The organism is Pseudoxanthomonas sp. LjRoot143, from assembly GCF_964252945.1.
GTDB lineage: Bacteria > Pseudomonadota > Gammaproteobacteria > Xanthomonadales > Xanthomonadaceae > Pseudoxanthomonas_A.
On record NZ_CAXUPM020000001.1, the window covers coordinates 1664519 to 1685915 of the forward strand.

General features: G+C 60.1%; 22 protein-coding genes. 14 read left to right on the forward strand and 8 right to left on the reverse strand.

Annotated elements, in window-relative coordinates; all coding sequences use genetic code 11:
• Window positions 1–98 precede the first annotated feature (98 nt).
• A complete protein-coding gene (locus tag ACSQ1W_RS07770; RefSeq protein WP_281353321.1) occupies window positions 99–596 on the reverse strand; it encodes a DsbA family protein in 498 nt (165 codons plus the stop codon).
• A gap of 213 nt (window positions 597–809) precedes the next feature.
• On the opposite strand from ACSQ1W_RS07770, the gene ACSQ1W_RS07775 reads away from it, so the two are divergent.
• Window positions 810–1082, forward strand: coding sequence for a BPSL0761 family protein (locus ACSQ1W_RS07775; RefSeq protein ID WP_046933515.1), 273 nt, complete (start codon window positions 810–812; stop codon window positions 1080–1082).
• A 2-nt stretch (window positions 1083–1084) separates the two neighbouring features.
• Window positions 1085–1846, forward strand: a complete 762-nt coding sequence (locus ACSQ1W_RS07780; RefSeq protein ID WP_162109351.1) for an SseB family protein — start codon at window positions 1085–1087, stop codon at window positions 1844–1846.
• A 398-nt stretch (window positions 1847–2244) separates the two neighbouring features.
• Here ACSQ1W_RS07780 and ACSQ1W_RS07785 read toward each other — a convergent pair whose 3' ends face one another.
• The 3 genes from ACSQ1W_RS07785 to ACSQ1W_RS07795 form a co-directional block, all read right to left on the reverse strand.
• Window positions 2245–2709 carry a hypothetical protein gene (locus ACSQ1W_RS07785; RefSeq protein ID WP_436042638.1) on the reverse strand — a complete coding sequence of 155 codons (465 nt, stop codon included), beginning with the start codon at window positions 2707–2709 and terminating at the stop codon, window positions 2245–2247.
• Window positions 2710–2736: 27 nt separating this feature from the next.
• The gene (locus tag ACSQ1W_RS07790) at window positions 2737–3168 is read right to left on the reverse strand and encodes a hypothetical protein (RefSeq protein ID WP_436042640.1); all 432 of its coding nucleotides are present in this window, start codon (window positions 3166–3168) and stop codon (window positions 2737–2739) included.
• A 121-nt stretch (window positions 3169–3289) separates the two neighbouring features.
• On the reverse strand, window positions 3290–4378 hold the full coding sequence (locus tag ACSQ1W_RS07795; RefSeq protein WP_436042642.1) for a site-specific integrase: 1089 nt from the start codon (window positions 4376–4378) through the stop codon (window positions 3290–3292).
• Between the two features lie 7 nt (window positions 4379–4385).
• Here ACSQ1W_RS07795 and ACSQ1W_RS07800 point away from each other — a divergent pair, with 7 nt between their 5' ends.
• The 10 genes from ACSQ1W_RS07800 to ACSQ1W_RS07845 all read left to right on the forward strand — a co-directional run bounded on the left by ACSQ1W_RS07800 (window position 4386) and on the right by ACSQ1W_RS07845 (window position 13208).
• On the forward strand, window positions 4386–5453 hold the full coding sequence (locus ACSQ1W_RS07800; protein ID WP_436042644.1) for a DNA-binding protein: 1068 nt from the start codon (window positions 4386–4388) through the stop codon (window positions 5451–5453).
• Between the two features lie 70 nt (window positions 5454–5523).
• The gene (locus ACSQ1W_RS07805; RefSeq protein ID WP_436042646.1) at window positions 5524–5856 is read left to right on the forward strand and encodes a hypothetical protein; all 333 of its coding nucleotides are present in this window, start codon (window positions 5524–5526) and stop codon (window positions 5854–5856) included.
• Between the two features lie 74 nt (window positions 5857–5930).
• Window positions 5931–6212 carry a hypothetical protein gene (locus ACSQ1W_RS07810; RefSeq protein WP_436042647.1) on the forward strand — a complete coding sequence of 94 codons (282 nt, stop codon included), beginning with the start codon at window positions 5931–5933 and terminating at the stop codon, window positions 6210–6212.
• Window positions 6213–6315: 103 nt separating this feature from the next.
• Window positions 6316–6879 (forward strand): (2Fe-2S)-binding protein, encoded by a 564-nt coding sequence (locus tag ACSQ1W_RS07815; protein ID WP_436042649.1) that lies wholly within the window; start codon window positions 6316–6318, stop codon window positions 6877–6879.
• Window positions 6876–7937 (forward strand): FAD binding domain-containing protein, encoded by a 1062-nt coding sequence (locus ACSQ1W_RS07820; protein WP_436042650.1) that lies wholly within the window; start codon window positions 6876–6878, stop codon window positions 7935–7937. Before ACSQ1W_RS07815 ends, ACSQ1W_RS07820 begins: the two co-directional genes overlap by 4 nt.
• A complete protein-coding gene (locus tag ACSQ1W_RS07825) occupies window positions 7930–10224 on the forward strand; it encodes a xanthine dehydrogenase family protein molybdopterin-binding subunit (protein WP_436042652.1) in 2295 nt (764 codons plus the stop codon). Before ACSQ1W_RS07820 ends, ACSQ1W_RS07825 begins: the two co-directional genes overlap by 8 nt.
• A 302-nt stretch (window positions 10225–10526) precedes the next feature.
• Window positions 10527–10766: a hypothetical protein gene (locus ACSQ1W_RS07830; protein ID WP_436042654.1), complete on the forward strand. Its 240-nt coding sequence runs from the start codon at window positions 10527–10529 to the stop codon at window positions 10764–10766.
• 276 nt (window positions 10767–11042) lie between these two features.
• Window positions 11043–11669, forward strand: coding sequence for a DUF4142 domain-containing protein (locus ACSQ1W_RS07835; RefSeq protein ID WP_436042656.1), 627 nt, complete (start codon window positions 11043–11045; stop codon window positions 11667–11669).
• 116 nt (window positions 11670–11785) lie between these two features.
• Window positions 11786–12472, forward strand: coding sequence for a DUF72 domain-containing protein (locus tag ACSQ1W_RS07840; protein WP_436042658.1), 687 nt, complete (start codon window positions 11786–11788; stop codon window positions 12470–12472).
• Window positions 12465–13208, forward strand: a complete 744-nt coding sequence (locus ACSQ1W_RS07845) for a DNA-formamidopyrimidine glycosylase family protein (RefSeq protein ID WP_436042660.1) — start codon at window positions 12465–12467, stop codon at window positions 13206–13208. The genes ACSQ1W_RS07840 and ACSQ1W_RS07845 overlap by 8 nt, the downstream gene beginning before the upstream one ends.
• 64 nt (window positions 13209–13272) lie before the next feature.
• Here the strand turns inward: ACSQ1W_RS07845 and ACSQ1W_RS07850 are convergent, their stop codons facing one another.
• Complete coding sequence (locus tag ACSQ1W_RS07850; protein WP_436042662.1) at window positions 13273–15906, reverse strand: excinuclease ABC subunit A; 2634 nt, start codon at window positions 15904–15906, stop codon at window positions 13273–13275.
• An 886-nt stretch (window positions 15907–16792) separates the two neighbouring features.
• Between ACSQ1W_RS07850 and ACSQ1W_RS07855 the strand changes: the two genes are divergently transcribed.
• Entirely contained in the window at window positions 16793–17065 is a 273-nt protein-coding gene (locus ACSQ1W_RS07855) for a BPSL0761 family protein (protein ID WP_436042664.1), read from the forward strand.
• Window positions 17066–17067: 2 nt separating this feature from the next.
• Entirely contained in the window at window positions 17068–18003 is a 936-nt protein-coding gene (locus tag ACSQ1W_RS07860; RefSeq protein WP_436042666.1) for an SseB family protein, read from the forward strand.
• A 6-nt stretch (window positions 18004–18009) separates the two neighbouring features.
• Here ACSQ1W_RS07860 and ACSQ1W_RS07865 read toward each other — a convergent pair whose 3' ends face one another.
• The 3 genes from ACSQ1W_RS07865 to ACSQ1W_RS07875 form a co-directional block, all read right to left on the reverse strand.
• Window positions 18010–18564, reverse strand: a complete 555-nt coding sequence (locus ACSQ1W_RS07865; RefSeq protein ID WP_436042668.1) for a hypothetical protein — start codon at window positions 18562–18564, stop codon at window positions 18010–18012.
• 403 nt (window positions 18565–18967) lie between these two features.
• Window positions 18968–20017, reverse strand: a complete 1050-nt coding sequence (locus tag ACSQ1W_RS07870) for a trypsin-like serine protease (RefSeq protein WP_436042669.1) — start codon at window positions 20015–20017, stop codon at window positions 18968–18970.
• Window positions 20014–21333: a hypothetical protein gene (locus tag ACSQ1W_RS07875; RefSeq protein ID WP_436042670.1), complete on the reverse strand. Its 1320-nt coding sequence runs from the start codon at window positions 21331–21333 to the stop codon at window positions 20014–20016. The genes ACSQ1W_RS07870 and ACSQ1W_RS07875 overlap by 4 nt, the downstream gene beginning before the upstream one ends.
• Window positions 21334–21397 lie beyond the last annotated feature (64 nt).

The window sequence follows — 21397 nt, forward strand, 5'->3', positions numbered from 1 at the left end:
GCCTCAAGCTGATGACATCACGGTCGCGGCGGTGCCACATCGTGATCCTTCGCCGCGTCGTCATGGCCTGCCGAGTACCTCGGCAGGCCGCGCCAAGATCAGGGCTTCTTTCGGGTGCGCTGGAGCTCGGCTGCCACGAGCGCGCTCAATTGCTGAGGACCCAGTTCGGATAGCAGCTTGCCGTTGACGAAGAACGTTGGCGTGCCACGAATGTCGGCCGCTTCCACAGCGGCCACATCGCGTTTGATCAGGGTCTCGACCGCCCCGGTCGCCAGATAGCGCTGTGCACGCGCACGGTCCAAACCGACGGCGACAGCAAACTCCCATACCTTTTTCGGATCCGGCGCGCCATGGCTGGCCCACACAGGCTGGTTTCTCATCAAGGTCTCCAGCACCGGCTCGAACTTCTTCTGTTCCCGGGCCGCTTCCAGCACACCAATGGCTTCCTTGGAGACCTGTCCATGGAAGGGCACATAGCGGATCACCAGACGCACGTCCTTAGGATGGGCGGCCAGCAGTTGCTTCACGTGGGGATACATCGCACGGCAGGAGTCGCAGAACTCCACGATCGTGCCTGGCGCAGTCACCGGCCCCATGGGCGGTGCGCCGGCAGGCCAGTAGAAAGAGCGCGCGGAATCAATCAAGGATACCGGCCGCACCCCGGCTTTACATAAGCGACGTTATGCGAAGTAAGTTATTGATTGTACCGGATTAATTTGGAAATCGCAAGGTCTGTAGTTGCACCGTGCGCTAGCCGGCCACAGACGCGATAAGCTAAGCATTCCTTAGTTCCAGCCATTCTTGATGTCATGACGACGCCATCTGAGCGCACCCGCAATGTGTTGCAGGCGGGCGCGTTCCTCCGGCAGCTAGCGGCCAGCCAAGCCGTGCCCAAAGAGGTGCGGCAAGAGGCATATCGACTGCTGCGGCACTATCCAACCGTCAGCGACATCGAGGCGATTGCTGAGCACGAAGAGCGGCTGCGAGCGCTGACCCAGTCGGCCTTCGTACGACCCTACCTGAGCAGCGAGATCGAGGCGGATTGGTTCTCCGGATACCCGCTTGGCCCTCATCGCATCTGACTATGAAGCAACCGAGCAGGCCGCGTGCAAGAGGGACTACGTCCGCAGAGGCAGCGCTGGAGGCTTCCTTTGAACGGGCCCGCGACAGCGCAGCCGAGGAACGCGCATTCTTCAAGCGACTGATGGATGCGATCGTGTACGTGCATGCGCCCGTCTCGGATGACGCGCGGACACTGCGGCTGGTCCAGTTCCGCCATCCTGACGGTTTCGATGCGATCCCCTTCTTTACCTCGCTCGACAAGGCGCAGGCGGCCAGTTCGGCTGCTGTCAGAATTCTGGGAGTTCCAGGCCGTGAGCTGCTAACCGGTACTCGCGGCGCTACGTTGATGCTCAATCCCAACGACGACGGCGTTGTCCTCTACCCGGAAGAGGTTGCGGCATTGTTGGATACGGGCTTTCTGGCCAGGGTGGAACGGCTGGAGCCGGCGGAGTTCGCGGTGAGACCTGCCCAAGCCGCACCGGCTTGGCTCGCTCCGGCCATCAGCGGCAGCCTTGAACACGCCGACTTCGTCTCGTCGGCGTATCTCCTGGAAACTCACTCGTCGGGGGGCGTCGAACAGCCTCCCGGTCTGTTGATCTGGCTGGTGGTCGACCTGGCTTTCGCCGAGCGGGCGGCTCGTCTGGTGACCACCGCCATACAGCCCTTATGCTCAGATTTGGACGTCATCATCGACTTGGCGGTCCACGACGTATCGCAGCCTTTGCCGGCGGGCCTGGATGATCCCCAGATCGTGCCCATGTTCACGAGAATCAAGCCAACTTGAGCGCAGCTCATCGGCCTATGAGCCCTGAAGACAAACTGCTAGCACTCCTTCCGGAATTGACCGAGGAAGAGAAGGATCGGCGGACCCGCGAAGGTATCGCCGACGTCGACGCTGGACGTACGATCCCGCACGAGGAACTACTGCAATGGATCAGGCGATGGTCGGAGCCTTCTTGAGGGTTTCCGTTGGGTCAGGAGCGTGGAAACTCTTGAATCCAATATTCAAGAAGGGCACGCGTGCCTAAGCAGCACTTCAGAAATGCCTGGGTCACGCGGCTTCTGGTTCGATCAAGCCTAAGTCTGTAATCCACGCACTGCCTGACGTCGAGGGGTGTTTCCTCGTTGAATCATGGTGTTAGAGCCGATTCGGCTGTTTTTCTCACGAATCCCTGCCGACCCTCAGGACAGGCTGAACCCGTCAAAGCCCACGCTCATAGACGATTGACCGAGCCCCGCGCCGACCAGGGCGTCGTCGACCCCGCGCGCAATCTCGACCAGCGTGCGCTCGTAGGTGGAGATAGGGGCGCCACTGGGGTTGTTGACGTGCTGCTGGTACAGCCCGAGCCAGTCGCGCACTGGCCGGAAGCGGTCGCGCAGCGCCACGGCACCGGCAATCAGGGCCGCGGGGCTGTCGACCTCACGGATTATCTGCAACGGGATGGGATCGAGCATCAGCCGCAGTGACATCAGCGACTCGTTGCGCGTCTCACGCCGCTGCAGCTTGGTCCGGCTGGTACGCACCATGTCGAGGGTGCGATCGGCGGCGCTGGCGTCAGGTAGTGCGACGCCGGCAATCTGATAGAAGCGGCGCCGTGCCGGGTGCGGCGTGTACGGCGTGTCGAACTTAACCGCACGCGCCAGCATGCCCGCGCCGCCCCACAAGATCTGCGACTACAGCGGGTGCGAGCTGACCCCGTGCTCGCGGTAGGCGGTCGTGTACTGCGCGTGCAGTTCGCGGAGCGGCGCCGTAAACGCCAGACGCTCGACAAACGCGTCGCGCACCGCTCCCAATTCCGGATCCCGCGGCTGGAAGTCGTAGCCACGCAGGGCCCCCTGACGGGTGGCGGGGGCAAACACATGGCCGGCGCGCTTCCATGTGTCGACGTGAGCGGCCTCGACCAGGATCTGGTCGCGCAGGACCAGGTCGGTGAGCAGGTCGAACAGGCACTCCAGCGCGATGGCCGCCGCGGGCGCCGACGTCAATCGCGGGGCGCCGTCGGCCGTGACCTGCAGCAGCTGACACTGATTGGGATCGAGTCCGTCGGTGAGCAGCTCCGCCACCATCTGCAGAGACCAGTTGTCGGCAATAACCGCTTGTCCCATGCTTCCATACCGGCTGAAGTGTTTCGGTATCGTACCCAGAATTGGCCCAACTTCCGCTGCCCAGGCTCTCGATCAATCCACGACGCTCGAACGAAATTCCGCAGCGATCACTTATCCGGCTTTAGCCATCTTCAAGTAAGCGAGCGGCAGGATTCGCGGATGCGCCGCCGGTCTGGAAGTATCCAATCACACTTGAGACCGCCCGGTGCTCGGTCAGCTGCATGATCGCCGGCAGCGCCACGCCTTGGCGACTGGCCTCCGTCACGAACCCCGAACGCAAGCTATGCCCGCCAAAATCCCCCTCCAGCCCGGCCAGGCGCGCTCGCCGCTGCACGATCTCACCTACGGCGGCCGGGGAGAGGGCAGGGCCGATACGCCTCTTCCAGAGTCGGCGGAAAATCGCCCCTTCGATGAGGCCGGCGGCCTCCAACCAGTCTTCTAGCGCTAGAGCGGCACGATCCAGTACCGGTTTGTCCGGCGAGGAAGATGCGGTGACGCCGGCCTGCTGGGTCTTGCTGTGCTCCAGCCGGTAGATATAGCCCTTGTCGCCAACCCGGCGCAGATCGCGCAGGTCGGCGGCAGCGATCTCGCTGCGCCGGCGTCCGCCGCTGGCGAACCCAAAGCAGAGCAGGGCGCGGTCCCGGATCCCCTCCAGGCTGTCGTCGCAGGTGGCCAGCATCGCCTCCATCTCGGCCAGGGTGATGGCGGTCTTCTTGCGCGGCCGCTCGCCACGCTTGACCGAAGCGCGGGCCGCACGGCTGAGCACGGTGCGGATCGCCGGCTGCTCGCAGGGATTGGGCTGCTGTTTGAGTCGGTGCGCGGTGGACAGCACCGCGACCCGGTGCCGGACCGTGGATAAGGTCCAAGGACCGGATTTGGCCTTCAGGCCGGCCGCCACCAAGGCCTGGTCAACCGCCGGCGGCAGTTCCCACGCCAGCTCGCCGTCGGCGTTGCGCCGGACCACATGGTCGACTACGAACTGCAGCACGGCCGCCTCGGGCACTGGCAGGTTCATTTCGATTCCATAGCGTTGCGCATGCCAGCCCGCCCAATAGCGCAGCGCGCTGGTGTAACTGCGGGTCGTGTTCTCGGCGGCCGCTTCGGCGAGCAGTTCGCGCACCGCCTCGGCGGCCTGCTGGGCCAGCTGAGCGGGCAGGGTCAGGCTGGCAGCCGATTGCGCGAGGGCAGGAATCGCGTGAATATCTTTCATAGTATGTATGTTTTACTACGATAAATGGCATGTAGCCACGATAATCATCACTTATCGTGAGTACGCGTTCAATGGGTCTGCTGGCGGAATAGGAGACAGTTCAATGGCAAGGGGCATCACCGAATCCAACGTTCACACCGCGGCGGACGAACTGGTCGCCGCCGGCGAGCGGCCAACCGTCGATCGCATTCGCGCCCACCTCGGCACGGGTTCACCGAATACGGTGACGCGCTGGCTAGAGACTTGGTGGCAGGGGCTGGCACCGCGCCTGCAGGCTCATAACGCTCAGCTGGCCCTACCACAGGCCCCTGCAGCGGTCGGCCGGTTAGCCCAGCAGCTTTGGGAGCAGGCCTTGGCAGCAGGCGAAGCTCAGGCTCAGGAAGCCTTGGCGAATGATCATGCCCAGTTAGTGCAGCTTCGCGAGGACTTGAGATCCAAAGACCAAGACCGAGAGGCACGAATGGCGGAACTGGTAGAGCAGGCGGGGCGGGCGGCCCAGCGAGCCGAACTCGCCGAGCAGCGGTTGATCGACCTGCAGCATGGTTTTGATGCGCAGCATGCGCAAATAGCCGAGCTCACGGCTCAACGCCTCTTCCAGCAACAGCGCGCTGATCGTCTAGAACAAGAACTGGAGGCAGCCCAGCAGGCGGCCACGGAGCGTGACAACGCCTGGACCACCGAGCGTGATGGCTTGGCCGCCCATGTACGGTCAGTGGAGGATCGCGCTCACGCCGAGATTGATCGAGCGCGACAAGAATGCAAGGAAATCCGGACGCAATGGTCAGCCGATCAGCGCGCCGCAGAGGAGCGCACGCACCTGCTCCGGCAGCAGCACGATGAGGCTAAAGCCGCCAGCATTGCGGCGGGGCGAGAGGCGAGCGAACTGCGAGGTCGGGCGCAAGCGTTGGAACAACAGCTAGCACGCCTGGCGGACCTGCCAGCCGCATTGGAAGCCAGCTTGTCGCAAGCACGGGGGCGCACGTTCAAGCGAGGGGCAGGCAAGGCGCCGTCGGCGGGACCGGCCAAGCGCGCCCGCAAATCCGCGCCCGCTCCCGCTAGCTCGAAGCCAAAGTGATTGTTTCTGTGGAAGGCATGATCTATGAGCTTCACTTGTTCTATGCGGCCCGGCAGGTTCAATACGTGTCATGAATTCCGGCATCGCTAAGTTGGAGAGCGTTCGTGACGACCGCGGTCATCGATGGGCGGCATCCGTCCTGGACGATGAACGTCTCCCGCAATTGATTGTGGGCACCAAGGTGCACATTGAAACCGCAGCCACGGGCAACGTAATGTATGGCTTCGCCGTTGGTGATGACACCGTCGCGGTCTCCGAATGGGGCGACAACGGCAACTTCGAGTTTCATGTGCTCGAGCGTTACGAAGGAAGACTCTCGTGCTTCACGTTGCCGTGCGCCGTCATGGGACCCAGGGCAAGACGAATTCGGATTGGCTCGGAGAGGTGGATGATCTGTGGGTAATCCAATATCAGGTCGCTGCTGCCGTAGACCCCTGATGCGGCAGTAGACAAAGATTCAACCGCAAGGTTACGGCTATGAAGCAACGCTACCGTCACCATATCGAGCGCTTCTGCCAATCGCGAGGCATCGAGATCCCCTCATCCTTCTACCGGGAAACCACTAGCCGGTATGCAGCGATCGATGAATCCACTGTGCCCTCCAGCTTGGTGGCAAAGACCTGGTTTAACAAAGAGAGCCTGTCGTACTACCTCAGCGGCTTGGCATCGCCGGCCACTATGCGAGCTTTCGACTTTCATGAGGGGTATGAGATGGTTTTTGACGGGCGAGACGTCAGACGCGGTCCGCCGATTCAATAGTTTTCATGGCAAGCGTCCGCACGACGGTGGCCCCTTACTGAGGACGTAGTTCGCCCCATCTTCACTAGGGTAGGGCCACTGTGCGGTGTATCACGAGGCCACCATGACCACCCCTCGCACGCCGCAGGCACTGCCCGGCCATCCTGGCGCCCCCAGTCGCCACCCGATCACGCTTCACGTTAATGATCATGCATACCCCTTGGACGTTGAAGCGTGGTCGACGCTTCTAGATGTGCTTCGTGAGCAGTTGGGTCTTACGGGTACGAAGAAGGGTTGCGATCACGGGCAGTGTGGTGCCTGTACGGTGCTAATCGACGGGAGAAGGATCAACAGCTGCCTGGTGCTGGCCGCCTTACAGGACGGCAAGGCCATCATAACGGTGGAAGGCTTGGCCCATGGCGAGGAGCTGCACCCTCTTCAGGACGCCTTTCTTCAACACGATGCCTTCCAATGCGGCTACTGCACTCCCGGCCAATTGTGTTCGGCTGTCGGGCTCATCAATGAGGGGCGTGCACGTACGCGGGATGACGTCCGTGAGCTAATGAGTGGCAACGTCTGCCGATGCGGCGCCTACACCCAGATCACCACGGCCGTGTGCGAGGTAGCGGGCATCGACAAAGCACGTGACCCGAACGAGCCGATCGTGGTGGGGAGTGTGCCGGCATGAATCCCTTTGAGCTGATGTCGGTTTCGGAGAAAACCACGGCGCGACGCGCGCTCGGACCGGTGGACCCAGGACAAGCCCGCATCAAGCGCCCCCAGTTTCTGGCCGGGGGCACGAACGTACTGGATCTGATGAAGGCGGGTGTCACCCAACCCAGCCGTCTGGTCAGCATTGCGCACTTGGGCCTGGACGGCATTGCCTGGTCCGAGAGTGAAGGCCTGCGATTGGGAGCCACCGCGCATAACGCCGACACGGCCTACCATCCGCTGGTCAGCCAGCATGCCCCTCTATTGGCGTCGGCGATTCTGGCCGGCGCGTCACCGCAGATCCGCAATGCAGCCACTAACGGCGGAAATCTGCTTCAACGCACTCGCTGCATGTACTTCTATGACGTAGCGCTTCCCTGCAACAAGCGCGCTCCCGGCAGTGGCTGTAGCGCCATTGGCGGGGTAACACGCCAGCACGCGATCCTGGGCGCGAGCCCAGCCTGCATTGCGACTCATCCTTCCGACATGTGCGTGGCATTAGCTGCGTTGGACGCGCTCGTCGAGGTGGAAGGAGATTCCGGAACGCAGCTGATTCCCTTCACACGCTTCCACCGGTTACCGGGCGAGAACCCTGAACACGACACCGAGCTGCCTGCCGATGCGCTAATTACTGCCATCTTGATCCCGCCCAATCGGTACGCCGGAAATTCGGTCTACCTCAAAATTCGCGATCGCGCCTCTTACGCGTTTGCCCTTGTTTCGGTTGCCGTGGGTTTGGACCTGTCCGAGGATGGCACAGTGCGATCGGCACGCATTGCCCTGGGCGGTGTGGCTCACAAGCCGTGGCGGATTGAGGAGGCCGAGGCACTGCTGGCTGACCAGCGTCCTCGCGGAGCAATATTGGATCGAGTGGCAGAGCGCATTCTGGCCGGTGCGGTGGGGCAGGGTGGAAACGACTTCAAGATCGAGCTCGCACGGCGCTTGATTGCGCGCGCCATTACGGTCGCGGCCCAAGGAACTGTGACCAACGATACCGCGTGTAAGGACCAACGTGAGGAGCGCCAGCATGGATAATCCTCTGGACGACCTTCATACGCCCACAGCCCCGCTCGGAACCGGCCATGTTCGAAAGGGGCAGCCGCTCACCCGGATCGACGGGCCTGACAAGGTTCGCGGACAAGCGCGCTATGCGGCTGAGTTTCCCGCACCGGACTTGGCGTATGGCGTGGTTGTGAATACCGCAGTGGCCAAGGGGCGAATTACCGCCATTCATCTCGACGCGGCCTTGGCGGTGGAAGGTGTTTTGGACGTCCTGACGCATGAGCGGCGCCCGTCCATGCGCGCAGCGCGGCTGTTCCACAAGGACATGGTCGCGCCTGGAGGCAAGCCTTTCCGTCCGCTTTACGACGATCGTGTGGTCTATAGCGGACAGCCGGTGGCACTGGTGGTGGCTACTACGTTTGAGGCCGCCCGCCTTGCGGCCATGCTAGTGCGGGTGGACGTCGAGGCCGAGCCACACGAGACCTCTTTGCGCGCCCACCTGGACAAAGGCCACCCACCCAAGGGGCTGAAGTTCGGGTTCAAGCCGCCGCCGAAGGAGAAAGGTGATGCCTCGGCCGCTTGGCATGACGCTCCCTTTCGGATCCAGGCGACCTCCTACGCCGAAGCCCAACACCACAATCCCATGGAGCTCTTCGCCACGACCGTGGTGAGAGATGCAACAGGCCGGATGGTGGCCCATGACAAGACGCAGGGCTCGCAGAACAGCCGCTGGTACGCTTCGCACGCCTTAGGCATTCGAAAGTCGCGGCTGACCGTACGCAATGCCTATGTGGGAGGCGCGTTTGGTTCGGGCCTTCGACCCAACTATGCGTTGTTGCTTGCAGTTATGGCCTCCGAGCATTTGGACCGGTCCGTCCGGGTCGTGCTGTCGCGCCAACAGATGTTTACCTTCGGCCATCGGCCTGAAACCTGGCAACAGATTCGCCTGTCGGCCGATGGCGAGGGACGGCTGCAGTCCATTGAGCACGATGCGATGACTGAAACCTCGCGCTCAGAGGACTACACCGAAGTAGTGGTCAACTGGTCAGGACAGTTGTATGCCTGCGAAAACATTCGACTTTCGCACAAGCTGGTCGATCTGGATCGTTTTACTCCGATGGACATGCGCGCTCCCGGTGCCGCCCATGGGGTCCACGCGCTCGAAGTAGCGATTGACGCGATGGCGTATGAGGTCGGCATCGACCCGCTCAAGTTCCGGCTAATCAACTACACCGATGTACACCCAACCGAAGACAAGCCCTTCTCTTCAAAAGCGCTTCGAGAATGCTTCGCGCTAGGCGCAGAGCGATTTGGCTGGTCAGATAGGCCGCTCGAACCCAGAGCGAGGAAGATCGGCACCGAGTACGTAGGGTGGGGCATGGCCACCGGAACGTGGGATGCCTTGCAGATGTTTGCCCGCGCCAAGGCGATATTGAATCGGGACGGGCACCTGTTAGTCAGCAGCGCGGCTACGGACATTGGCACGGGGACGTATACGGTTATGGCGCAGATTGCCGCCGACGCCATGGGTCTGCCCCTTGAGCAGGTTACCTTCCAGCTAGGCGATTCGACCCTGCCCGTTGCACCAGTTCAGGGAGGCTCGGCTCACGTGGCGACCGTGGGATCGGCGATCGAGGGCGTGTGTGACAAATTGCGTGCAGAACTGCTAAAGGTCGCCAAGCGCCACTGGAATGAAGAATTCCGTGGCTGCAAGGTTGAGGATGTGGAGTGTGTGCAGGGTAGGCTGCGGCGGAAGGGCGCCGACGCGGGAGTCTCGTTGGAAGACCTGATGGCGTTGGTGAAGGGCGGCGAGATCGAGGCGAGCTATCTGCTGCTGCCAAATCAACTGGAGCAGTCGAAGTTCGCACGTGCTACGCACTCCGCGGTGTTCTGCGAGGTTCGTGTAGATGAAGCCTTGGGGACGGTTCGTGTCACTCGCGTGGTCAGCGCTATCGCTGCGGGCCGCATCATGAATCCGTTGGCGGCCCGAAGCCAAATCTTAGGCGGTGTTGTATGGGGCATCAGTCATGCACTGCATGAGGGCACTCATGATGACAGTCGATTGGGCCGATTCATCAATCGCGATTTCGCCGAATATCATGTCGCCGTCAATGCCGACATTCACGACATCGACGTGATCTTCGCTGATGAAGATGACCGCGTAGTCAGTAGACTGGGTGCAAAAGGGGTAGGAGAGATTGGCCTAGTGGGCGTGTCGGCTGCCATCGCCAACGCGATCTACCACGCGGTGGGCGTGCGACTTTACGACACCCCCATCACACCCGACAAGGTGATGGAAGCGCTGGGAATCGACGAATAGCAGTTTGTCGCCGTCGATAGCAATTCCCAACACTGGAAGGTGAGTCGCTCCAGCTCAGACAGGCGCTCTAACGGCTGTAGAAGTAGGGGGGCGTCAATAGCTACTGCCGCCATGTCAAAACATTTCGATCCGTCGCCGCCTCAATTCGGCAGGTGTCGCAGGCGGTTCGTAATGCTCTTGGACACCTCTGGTTGAATGGCCGGAAAGCATGCGGTCCCTATACAGGCAACGCGCACACTACCGTCACGCTTCGGCGCGCACGTTGTTCTCACTTCGGCATTGGGCCGAGCTGGAGAACTCCGATGGGTAACAACAATCCCCAAATGCAGCAGAACCAAGGTGGCCAAGGCCAAGGCCAAGGGCAAGGGCAGGGTCAGGGTCAGAATCCCAACCAAGGTGGCCAGGGCGGTCAGGGCGGCAAGGGCGGCAAGGGCGGCCAGCAGCAAGACGATCAGCGGCAAGGTCAGGGCGGACAAAATGATGAGCGGGACGATCAGGCTCAGCGCGATCGGAACCAATCGTCAAACGGCGAGGAAGAATAAGAAGACGCCAGACGCTCGCCTGATTTGTGCCCGTGGTTGGTCGAGCGGGGCGTTCGGCGATGCTCGCCCCCACACGTCATCTGAGAGCAAAGAGCCCCTCGGGGCTCTTTGGCCTTGTAGCTACAGCCTGAGACCCGGCGAAGGCGGCCGCTTAGGTGTAGACAAGGTACCGATAAATCTTGCCAATGGCCGCCCACGTCGGGCGTGCACGGCAGCCACTGGCGAACGTCACGATCTTACGTATCACGCCCCACAACTTCTTTTTGGAGACTACAGATGAAAATGTATCAACCTAGTGCGCTGGCGGCTGCCTGCATAGCCATTCTTGTTCTCACCAGCTGCCGCAACGAGCCGGATGCCCCGACGGTCAATGAAGATTCCACTGAAGCGGCTTCAGTGCCATTGGAAGCGACTGTCGAGAGTGCCTCAGCAGAAGCGGATCAAGCGACAGCAGATCCAGATCCTACGCGGGCGGCTGAGAGCGCATCTCTGGGCGTCCTCAATGCTATCAACGATCATGAAATTTCGGCAGGCAAACAGGCGCAAGCAAAGGGCGTGTCGGGCGATGTCGCTGAGTATGCGAAGATGATGATCGAGGAGCACTCAAAGAACCGCACCGAAACTAGTGCCCTTGGTCCCGACGAGCAGGCATCGGATGCTCAGGCCCAGCGTCAGGCCGGAGAGAAAGAATTGGCGTCGCTAGAAGCTAAAGCGGGCGCCGACTATGCCAGCGCGTATATCGCGGCAATGGTGAAAGGACACCAGGACGCATTGAAAGCCCTTGACGATAAGCTGATCCCAAGTGCGACGCGGCCAGAGGTCAGGGCGCACTTGAGCTCAACCCGAGAACACGTGGCTCATCATCTGGAGAAGGCGAAAGAGCTCCAGAACACAGCAAAATAGAGATCGGACCGTTCTAACCTCCGATGAGCATCCACCCACCTTTGGGGCGAGCGATTGGCTGTGCGGGTTGGTCTATAGCGGGCAAATATCAAAGCCTTTTTGGCCCAGGCGACAGCATGTTGGCGCGCTATGCCACGCGATTCTCGGCGGTCGAGATCAATAGCTCGTTCTACCGCCCGCACATGGCCAAGACCTATCAGCGATGGTCAGAGTCTGTTCCAGCGGGCTTTCGCTTCTCAGTCAAGATTCCTCGTGAAATCTCTCATGAGCTTGCACTGAGAAGCACTACAGAAGCACTAGAGCGCTTCTTGGGTGAAGTCCACGGACTGGGCGAAAAGCTTGCGGGATTCTTACTCCAGCTTCCGCCCAGCTTGATCTTCGACGGGCGCACCGCCAGCAACTTCTTTCGATTGCTACGGGCCCGTAGCGACGTACCCGTCGCCTGCGAGCCCCGGCACCGGAGCTGGTTTAGTGAAAAGGCGACCTCGCTGCTCGTTCGGTACGCCATTGACCTAGTCTGCGCAGACCCATCGCCAATTCCCATAACCCAAGCGTCGGGCTCAACCCAGCATTGGCGCTATTGGCGACTTCATGGATCTCCCCGCCTCTACTACAGCAGCTACTCCGATAAGGCCCTGCAAGGCCTCGCTAGCGAGTTGTCAGAGGCAGGAGAGGTTAAACCGTCACAGTGGGTGATCTTCGACAATACCGCGCACGGATTCTCAATTCCCAATGCAATGCGCTTGAAAGCCTTACTTGATGAAGAGGGGAAGGCTGACAGCATAGGAGACCACCGTGCCTGAAGGCCCCTCGATCGTGATTCTTAAGGAAGCCGCAGCCAAGTTCCGTGGAAAGACAGTTCGAAAAGCTACAGGCAACAGCAAACTTGACCTGAGCAGAATGGAGGGACGCCGAGTACGTGCATTGAGAAGCTGGGGCAAGCACTTCCTGGTCGAATTCAGCGGATTCAGTATGCGAGTTCACATGCTGATGTTTGGAACATACCGGATTGACGAAAGCAAGCCAGTCGTTCCTCGCATGTCATTACAGTTCGACAACGGCGTGCTCAACTTTTACTCGTCCTCCCTTCAGTACATTGAAGGTCGCTTGGAGGAGACCTATGACTGGCGCATAGATGTAATGCATGAGGAGTGGAATCCTAGGCACGCTCGAGCCAGCCTGAAGTCACAGCCTGACACACTTGTCTGCGATGCCCTTCTTGATCAGAAGATCTTCGCTGGGGTTGGCAATATCATCAAGAACGAGGTTCTTTTTCGTATTGGCCTTCATCCAGCCAGCAATATCGGGGCTGTTCCGCCAAAAATGCTCGGGCGATTGATTACGCAGGCTCGCCAGTACAGTTTCGTTTTTCTAGAATGGAAGAAATCGTTCGTCCTGCGCAAGCACTGGTTGGTCCACACCAAGAGCCTATGTCCCCGTTGCGGCGGGCCGATCCAGAAGCAATATCTGGGAGTTACTCAGCGCCGTACGTTCTTTTGCCCTCGCTGCCAGCCCTTGTTCCGCTCTAACGAGCATTAGGTGCCTGCCTACCACGGCCTGTTCCCATGCGGCGTCTGGCTGATCAAAATGGGCCGTTGAGCGCTTACTTTGAGAGCGAGTTTTTGAGGTACGGCGCGGTGGCACTTCGATTCGACGCGGCCACCTTGCTTGGCACGCCTTCAGCAACGATCTTGCCACCTTGGCTACCTGCGCCGGGCCCGATGTCGATGACCCAGTCGCTGTCGGCGACCACCCGCATCTCGTGTTCAACCACCACGACGGTATTGCCAGCATCGACCAGTCCGTGCAGCTGCATCATCAGCTTATCCACATCGGCGGGATGCAGACCCGTGGTGGGTTCATCCAACACGTATAACGTGTCACCGCGCTGGCTGCGCTGCAGTTCCGTGGCCAACTTGATCCGCTGCGCCTCTCCCCCGGACAACTGCGTCGCCGGCTGCCCCAATGTTAAGTATCCCAGGCCGATGTCCCGAAGCAGCTGCAGAGGCCGCAGGATGGCCGGTTCTTCTGTGAAGAGCTCGATCGCGGCATCCACCGTCAGCGCCAATACCTGAGAGATGTTATGGCCACGCCAGGTGATTTCTAATGTCTTGGCATTGAATCGCTTGCCATGGCACGTGGGGCAGGGCGCGTAGACGCTGGGCATGAAAAGCAACTCAACATGCACCGAACCTTCACCCTCGCAGGTGGGGCAGCGGCCCTGCGCAATATTGAAAGAGAATCGTCCCGCATCGAAACGTCGCCTCTTGGCGGCCGGGGTAGCGGCAAACAGCTTGCGAACGTTATCGAACAGACCTGTGTAGGTAGCCAGATTGGAGCGCGGCGTACGTCCGATCGGCTTCGGGTCCACGTTCACCAAGCGGCGGATGACGTCGGCACCGGAGGTGATTCGACCCCGTGTCTTTGCTAGGTCGTGGAAGAGGGACGGCTCGGCTTCTTCACCGTCGCTCGGAGCCGCGTGACCAAGGTGCTCACCCATCAGTTCGACTAGGGCCTGGCTGACCAGACTGGACTTGCCTGACCCCGAGACGCCCGTCACTGAGGTGAGCGCGCCTAGCGGAAAGCGTACGTCAATGCCGCGCAGGTTGTTGCGATGTAAACCAGTTAGTACCAGCCATCCGGTCGGCTTGCGCTTTACGCTGTCTGCCGCCCCTGAAGCTGGAAATAGATAGCGCCGAGTCTGGGAATTTGCGACGTCCCGAAGGCCGGAGGGCGGGCCACTGTAAAGGATGTGGCCACCTTCGCTTCCTGCGCCTGGTCCCACATCGACCAGCCAATCCGCGCGTCGGAGCATGTCCAAGTCATGTTCAACTATGAAAAGCGTATTCCCTACCGCCTTCAAGTCGTCCAAGGCGTCGTGGAGTGCAGCAGCATCGGCCGGATGCAGCCCTGCTGAAGGCTCGTCCAGCACGTAGACGACGCCGAACAACTGGGAACGGATCTGTGTCGCCAGGCGCAACCGTTGCAGCTCCCCGGAGGACAAGGTGGGAGTCACGCGATCCAGTGATAGGTATCCCAGGCCCAATGCCTGCAATGACGCGATGCGCTGCATCAAATCTTGCGCGATCCGCTGAGCGGCGATCTGCTTCTCTTCAGAAAGGTCAGGTGTACGACGCACGTCCGAGCTTCCAGAATGTGCCAGGCCGCCTTTAGCCACGCGCTGGGCTGTATCCCGTTCACTGGCGGACTTGCTTCTGGACTTTGTGCTAGTAGGCGATGCGAACTTGCCTTGGGCGGCCGGTGCAAGGGCCTTCACGATCTGGTCCAACGGCAGTTGCGAGAGCGTGCCGATGTCCATACCCGCGAAAGTGACGGACAACGCTTCTCGCTTCAGCCGCTTGCCTTTACAGACTGGGCAGACCGTACCTTTCAGGTATCGGGCGACCCGCTTCTTCATCTGCGCGCTCTGGGTTGTGGCAAAAGTCTGAAGCACGTATTTGCGGGCGCCAATGAACGTGCCCATGTAGCTCGGTTCGGTCTTGCGCCGCAGGGCGGCTCGAGTTTCTGCGGGAGTGAACCCCGCATACACCGGGACGCTGGGCTGTTCCTCGGTGTAGAGGATCCAGTCTCGCGCCTTCTTGGGTAGGTCCCTCCAGGGCTTATCAACGTCGTAGCCCAAGGTCACCAGAATGTCCCTCAAATTCTGTCCATGCCACGCCGGCGGCCACGAGGCAATAGCCCGATCGCGGATGCTTAAGCTCGGATCCGGCACCATTGACGATTCGGGTACGTCGTAGACATGGCCTAGGCCGTGACAGTGAGAACAGGCGCCCTGTGGCGTATTGGGAGAGAAATCCTCTGCGTACAGCATCGGCTGCTTGGCAGGGTAGGTGCCTGCGCGTGAGTACAGCATCCGGAGCGAGCTGGAGATCGTGGTCACGCTACCCACGGTGGAGCGCACGTTCGGTGTGCCCCGTTGCTGCTGCAAGGCCACCGCCGGAGGTAGTCCCTCGATCGCGTCCACATCAGGGACACCGACTTGGTCAATCAAGCGCCTAGCATACGGTGAGACGGATTCCAGATAACGCCGCTGCGCTTCGGCATACAACGTGCCGAAAGCCAGAGAAGACTTCCCCGAGCCTGAAATACCGGAGAACACTACCAAGGCGTCACGCGGTATATCGACATCGATGTTTTTTAGGTTGTGTTCCCGTGCGCCGCGAACATGTATGAAGTCGTCCGATTTCCCGGCCTTCAATCGTTTGCGTCTACTCATGTTTGAGGATTGCCTCAACTTTGTTTCCTAACCTGTTTGCGAGATTAGAAGCAATCAGACGCTCGTCAACGGCCCTTACGGGAAAGGCGGGCGCGGTTACCCTTCGCAATGCGCACGTAAGGAACAAGGCCTGCGGCAGCGACCTGAGCCGCAATCTGGTCATACCGAGCTAACAAGTCCTGCCTATTTTGAGTTGGCGCCCATATGCTCCATGTCCACGAAAAGGCGCTCCACTGAATTTGGGCTAGTTCCATTCCCATGGCCATCCAAGATAACCATGCGGCTTCAAATTTTTCGGACGTCATTCGGGTTAGCTCACGTCGACGACCGCTCGATCCTGAGAAGCTGCCGGTAGCGAAATAGGCCATGCGCCGCGCAATCACTTCCGGTGCAAGACCCCCCAGATCAACCAACTGCTTTGCAAGCCTGTTAGAGGTCATTTTTGCTATGCCCGTGCCTTGTGAGACGAAACATACTCCCAAGGTAGTGACGCCCCGTGAAAGCAGCAGTCGCCAGTTCGGACACAGTTCTCAGATCGGACTTAAGAGGGGCCAGGCGAGTAGATCGTGGGGTCGGAGGCCACAACTGGAGAAGGGGCCACTTGTTGCCCTTAGCGCGCTCGCTCAGGCATCTCAAGTTGATAAATCAACACGACGGGGAGGGGAGGGCACAGTTCTTCAAAGCACTGGCGGACAACGATAGACACGCACTGAAGCAATGCTCGTCTTCAGACGACCTTCCACGCGGCGTACATAACCGACGTTATGCTAAGTAACTTGTTGATTTTATTACTTATTTAAACATAAAGCAAGTGAGCTGAGCGCCTGGTCCACAGCATCAACGGAAGCCTGTAAGCTAAGTATTCCTTAGTACCATCAGGCCCCGCATGACCATGCCCGCCGAACGCACCCGCAACGTGCTGCAGGCCGGCGCGTTCCTGAGAGAACTCGCCGCCAGCAAGGCCGTGCCCAAATCGGTGCGGGAAGAGGCGTACCGATTGCTTCGGCACTATCCGACGGTCAGCGACATCGAGGCCATTGCCCAGCACGAGGAACGGCTGCTGGAGCTGACCCGGTCAGCTTTTGTACGCCCGTATTTGACCAGTCAGTTCGATGCAGACTGGTTTCGCGGCTTCCCCCTTGGTCCACATCGCATCTGATCATGAAGCGATCAACCAGGCTCGAGAGACGCGCGTCAGCCGCAGAGGCAGACCTGGAGGCTGCGCTCGAGCGAGCCCGTGGCGACTCAGCCGCGGAGATTGCCTTCTTCAAGCAGCTGATGGATGCCCTGGTGTACGTGCATGCGCCTGTCTCGGATGATGCTCGAACCCCGAGGTTGGTCCAGTTCCGGCACCCCGACGGCTTTGACGCCATCCCATTCTTTACCTCGCTGGGAAAGGCGGAGGTGGCCAGCTCAGCGGCTGTCAAAATCTTAGGGGTTTCAGGGCGCGACCTGTTGGAGGGCTCGCGTGGCGCGACATTGATGCTTAATCCCAACGACGGCGGCATTGTCCTGTATCCGGAGGAGATCGCGACATGGTTGGATACGGGCTTTCTGGCCAACATTGAAAAGTTAGTTCCGTTCGAGTTGGACGTTCGACCCGCGCGAAGCGCACCCTCATGGCTGGGTCCGGCAATAGCCCAAAGCCTTGAGCAAGCCAGCTTTGTCTCGGCAGCCTACTTGCTGGAAACCCGTCCAGCTCCGGCTTCAAATCAGTCCCCAGGGCTCCTGATCTGGCTCGTGGCTGATATCGCCTTTTCTGAGAGGGCTGCACGCTTGGTTACCACAACCATCCAGCCCCTATGCTCAGAGGTGGACGTCATCATTGATCTTATGGTCCATGACGCGTCGCAGCCCTTGCCAGCGGCCTTGGATGATCCACAGGTCTTGCCCATATTCGCGAGAATCCCGCCAACCTCACCCCAGCTCGCCTTACCCTCTAGCCCCGAAGAGAAGCTACTAGCAGAGCTTCCAGAGCTGAGCGAGGAGGAGAAGGATCAGCGGACTCGCGCGGGGTTGGCTGATGTCGACGCGGGACGGACAATTCCTCACGAAGAACTGCTGCGATCGGTTAGGCGACCGTCGAAGTTTTCTTAGGGGACGTCAGAGTGCGCCCGATCTAAATGCTTCGTATACAGAATCCGGATAACCCAGTGGAGCGTGCGCAATGAAGCGGAATGTATCGAGGTTCCTGATCATTTCCATGGACTCGGGATACTTTACTAAACACTCATCACCTGCAATGCGATAGCTCAGAACAAGACTGCTGTCAAAAAGTACGTAGTGGAGTCCAAGCGACTGATTGACTCCGTAGCACCCCATGTAATGTTTTTCTTGAAGTAGGGACGTATGCAACTTAGTGGCCAAGACGTCATCTAAGTCTGGAAAATAGACCACATAGACACGGTGTTTCCCCAACGTTGACTTCAACGGCTGTCTTAGAAGGCCAGGCTTCGCGTTGGTCTCATCAAGACGTGTCCCAATCCGAACTGGATCCCGAGAATCGCGGCAGGCGATGTACCACAGCAAATTACCGTCTAGAACATGGACAGGTGCGAAATTCTGCTGCGGCAACCCAGATGCCAATGAGAGGGCTACCGCCCATTCCGCATCGTTGTCGGGTTCGGGCGGTGGATTGAACAAGAATGCAGTGGCCACTTGCATTTCCTTGCAGACAATTGGCCAATCTAAGCACGTAACCCAGTTCAGGCGTAGCCTCGGGCTAGAGGGAGCAATGAACCTGTGACTAGGCCGAAGCGTATGCTAAAGCTGTGACTAGATCGTAATTGCTCGGAAAAGTCACAACGTTACCGAGCCCGGTTGGAGGGCCTTGTCTGACGCGCTGAAATCGCCCCACCGCTAAGTACTTGATCTACTTAATTCCGGTAAAGCTGAAGGGGGAATTTGTTGCCCTCTTTGCAGCCAACTACTTGCCGCGATGTTGATGAAGTAACGGCAATTGCCTCACATATTGGCGATGTGCCTACAACTTGCCCCGCAATTGACGGCAGAGCCTGTGGGGCAACTTGTCCGTCGTAGAGACGAGCAGCCTGCTCACGCGTCAGGGGCTTGCGGTTGCCACGATAGGGGCGATGCCGTACGTAACAGCAGTCTTGTCAATCCAGCGGCGCACCGCGGGTGTGATCAGGGTATGGATTGAGCCGCTGCCGCAGCCTGTCTGACTCTTGGCTCCTCGCGAGACAATGCCCGCCAGTACATAGCGCGCCTCCAGCAGCTGTTTGCCTTTGGCGTCCGGCTCGTCATCGAACAGGCGCCAGAACGCGCCGCCGCCGCTGTCCCCCTTGCAGGCATCGGAGCCGGCGTCTACAACTATCTTGTCCGGACCGACCCACTGTCCAGGGCCGATCACCATCTCGGCCATGCCTGCCGTCGGTGGATGACAGTCATAGATGGCGCTGTCGGGCTGACGCTGTGCATCGATCCCATTGCAATCGCTGGTCACGACGGTGGCAAAGCCATGCAGCCGTTGACGCGCCAGATCGCCATCGGCAGTACGTTTGCCGTATCCCACGACATTGACCAGGCCGCCCGTACCCACAACAGAGGTTGCCGGGAGCCGTGCTACATCAACTGGCAGGGGCTTTGCGAGCACCAAGATGGTCAAATCCGGTCGGCCAGGGGCGTGAGCACACGGGCTCTGATCATCGAACGGAACGACCTTGGGCGCTGCCAAGGCGTAGTGTTGACCTGTCTTGGTTAGCTGGCCGGTATTGACGCCGGTCGCCCACGAGGGGCGATGCTGTTTGCCCTGACAGAAGCAGTGAGCCGCCGTGAGCACCATCCGGGGTGCGATGGCCACGCCTGAGCAGGCATAGGTTCCCGATATGCCTACCGCCACGACAGAGGCGTGGTGCTCGTCGTCGGCCTTGAGGCCTTTCAGGATGTACTTCTGATTGGCTCCCAAGGTTTTGTCCAGCAATTTCTCCCTCAGGCTTCGGGCCAGCGCATAAGGGGATGCTGGCTTTGCCTCGCCCGTGAACTTGGGCAGATGCTGCGCATCCGCCTTGGGTCCCACAGCCTCTGCAGCGGGAACGACAACGACGCCACTCAGAAGGGCGATCGCAAAAGCGAGCCTCCAGCGCCGATTCATGGCGTCGCGAAGGAATCGGGCGGTTCTCTCACGTAAAGGCCATCCTCGGGAAAGTCTCTGGCACGTGTGGCATCGACATGATCAACCTCGAAGGGCGACTCCAGCTCAGCCTCCTTGGCGGCGCGCGCGGCGATACGCTGATCGGTCAGTGCCTTGTCGTACAAGGGCAGTCCATCTTCCCGCTTGTAGGTCGGCGGAGCTGCACCTTCTGCTTTGCGCGCATTCCACCAATCTCGGTAAGCCCGCACGGACTTCAGGGCCGCCGCTTCGGCCAATACGGCCGCAGATACCTTACCTTCCTCGGCCAACGTTTCCTTCTCGCTGTTGGCTTCCCGCTGGCTCGGGATTACGGCCACATTGGCGGCCTGAACGATCTTCTCCTTGTGCGGCTCAAGCAGTTTCGAGAGCGTCCTGAAGAAGGCAGAGCCATCGGTGCTCTCGGTGCGCGCTGCCCATAGCGTCCGGGGGTTCTCCACCTTGCCGGAGGATTTCGGGATCACAATCCAAGGACTGGTAGGTGCCACGGCATCGGCAGCCCGCGGATAAAGCCGCAGGTAGCGGCCCTGGTCGGGCACCTTGATCCGCCCAAAATCAAAAGTGACGGCAGAGGTGGTGCTCTTGATGGATTCGCCGGTAAGACTGGTGGTGCCAGGGGCGGTGAAGGCCAGCGTGAGCACTACATCGCTACCCTTGGCACGTGCGCGCTTGGCATCGAGTGGCTTCTCGATCAGCAGCGCCCGGGTAACGATGCGAAAGGCCGTCGTATCGGCCTTGTCATCGGTGAGAACCTCGCCTTCCCAGAAGAAGTCGACGTTGCCGTCAATGTTGGCTTGGCGCGCCAATTCCTGCCTGATGAGACTCGCCACCACCGCAGCCTCCTGGCCGGGCGCGGCGGCGCCTGATGCCGGCGAAGCGGTGGCAGGCGCACTCCATTGCAAGTCGCCACCAATGACCTGGAAGCACGGTTCCTGATCACTATCGATCGCACTGCGCAGCAGAATCGGGGCTAGCGCCGTCTTGGTCACGGCCTTGCTCTCTCCCGCTTTCTTGATCGCGTTGAACAACACGTCAAACCCCAGGGAGATAGCGCTACTGGCCATGCCCTCCAGGATGGGGCTCAAGCCACTCAGGTTGGGATCAGCGCCCACGGTCAGGCACGCTCCTTGGCGTACCAGCATGCGAGGTTCGGGTTCCATCCAGGAAGCCGCCTCTTCCGCGTGCTTGATCAGCGTCTTTGGCGTATCCGCCGCATGTGCCGAAGGAGTTCCAAACAGGATCGTCGCCGCGAGCAGCGCGCAGGCATGCAGTGCTTTCACGTTATCCCCTCAGTGCAAGACATGGCGGGGTCCACCCCGACCCAACCCAGGCTAGGGTGCGCCA

What these genes read in the sequence shown, in the direction of transcription:
- ACSQ1W_RS07770 (WP_281353321.1), bottom strand. Translation starts at nt 596, where the DNA reads ATGGGGCCGGTGACTGCGCCAGGCACGATCGTGGAGTTCTGCGACTCC.
- ACSQ1W_RS07775 (WP_046933515.1), top strand. Translation starts at nt 810, where the DNA reads ATGACGACGCCATCTGAGCGCACCCGCAATGTGTTGCAGGCGGGCGCG.
- ACSQ1W_RS07780 (WP_162109351.1), top strand. Translation starts at nt 1,085, where the DNA reads ATGAAGCAACCGAGCAGGCCGCGTGCAAGAGGGACTACGTCCGCAGAG.
- ACSQ1W_RS07785 (WP_436042638.1), bottom strand. Translation starts at nt 2,709, where the DNA reads ATGCTGGCGCGTGCGGTTAAGTTCGACACGCCGTACACGCCGCACCCG.
- ACSQ1W_RS07790 (WP_436042640.1), bottom strand. Translation starts at nt 3,168, where the DNA reads ATGGGACAAGCGGTTATTGCCGACAACTGGTCTCTGCAGATGGTGGCG.
- ACSQ1W_RS07795 (WP_436042642.1), bottom strand. Translation starts at nt 4,378, where the DNA reads ATGAAAGATATTCACGCGATTCCTGCCCTCGCGCAATCGGCTGCCAGC.
- ACSQ1W_RS07800 (WP_436042644.1), top strand. Translation starts at nt 4,386, where the DNA reads ATGTTTTACTACGATAAATGGCATGTAGCCACGATAATCATCACTTAT.
- ACSQ1W_RS07805 (WP_436042646.1), top strand. Translation starts at nt 5,524, where the DNA reads ATGAATTCCGGCATCGCTAAGTTGGAGAGCGTTCGTGACGACCGCGGT.
- ACSQ1W_RS07810 (WP_436042647.1), top strand. Translation starts at nt 5,931, where the DNA reads ATGAAGCAACGCTACCGTCACCATATCGAGCGCTTCTGCCAATCGCGA.
- ACSQ1W_RS07815 (WP_436042649.1), top strand. Translation starts at nt 6,316, where the DNA reads ATGACCACCCCTCGCACGCCGCAGGCACTGCCCGGCCATCCTGGCGCC.
- ACSQ1W_RS07820 (WP_436042650.1), top strand. Translation starts at nt 6,876, where the DNA reads ATGAATCCCTTTGAGCTGATGTCGGTTTCGGAGAAAACCACGGCGCGA.
- ACSQ1W_RS07825 (WP_436042652.1), top strand. Translation starts at nt 7,930, where the DNA reads ATGGATAATCCTCTGGACGACCTTCATACGCCCACAGCCCCGCTCGGA.
- ACSQ1W_RS07830 (WP_436042654.1), top strand. Translation starts at nt 10,527, where the DNA reads ATGGGTAACAACAATCCCCAAATGCAGCAGAACCAAGGTGGCCAAGGC.
- ACSQ1W_RS07835 (WP_436042656.1), top strand. Translation starts at nt 11,043, where the DNA reads ATGAAAATGTATCAACCTAGTGCGCTGGCGGCTGCCTGCATAGCCATT.
- ACSQ1W_RS07840 (WP_436042658.1), top strand. Translation starts at nt 11,786, where the DNA reads ATGTTGGCGCGCTATGCCACGCGATTCTCGGCGGTCGAGATCAATAGC.
- ACSQ1W_RS07850 (WP_436042662.1), bottom strand. Translation starts at nt 15,906, where the DNA reads ATGAGTAGACGCAAACGATTGAAGGCCGGGAAATCGGACGACTTCATA.
- ACSQ1W_RS07855 (WP_436042664.1), top strand. Translation starts at nt 16,793, where the DNA reads ATGACCATGCCCGCCGAACGCACCCGCAACGTGCTGCAGGCCGGCGCG.
- ACSQ1W_RS07860 (WP_436042666.1), top strand. Translation starts at nt 17,068, where the DNA reads ATGAAGCGATCAACCAGGCTCGAGAGACGCGCGTCAGCCGCAGAGGCA.
- ACSQ1W_RS07870 (WP_436042669.1), bottom strand. Translation starts at nt 20,017, where the DNA reads ATGAATCGGCGCTGGAGGCTCGCTTTTGCGATCGCCCTTCTGAGTGGC.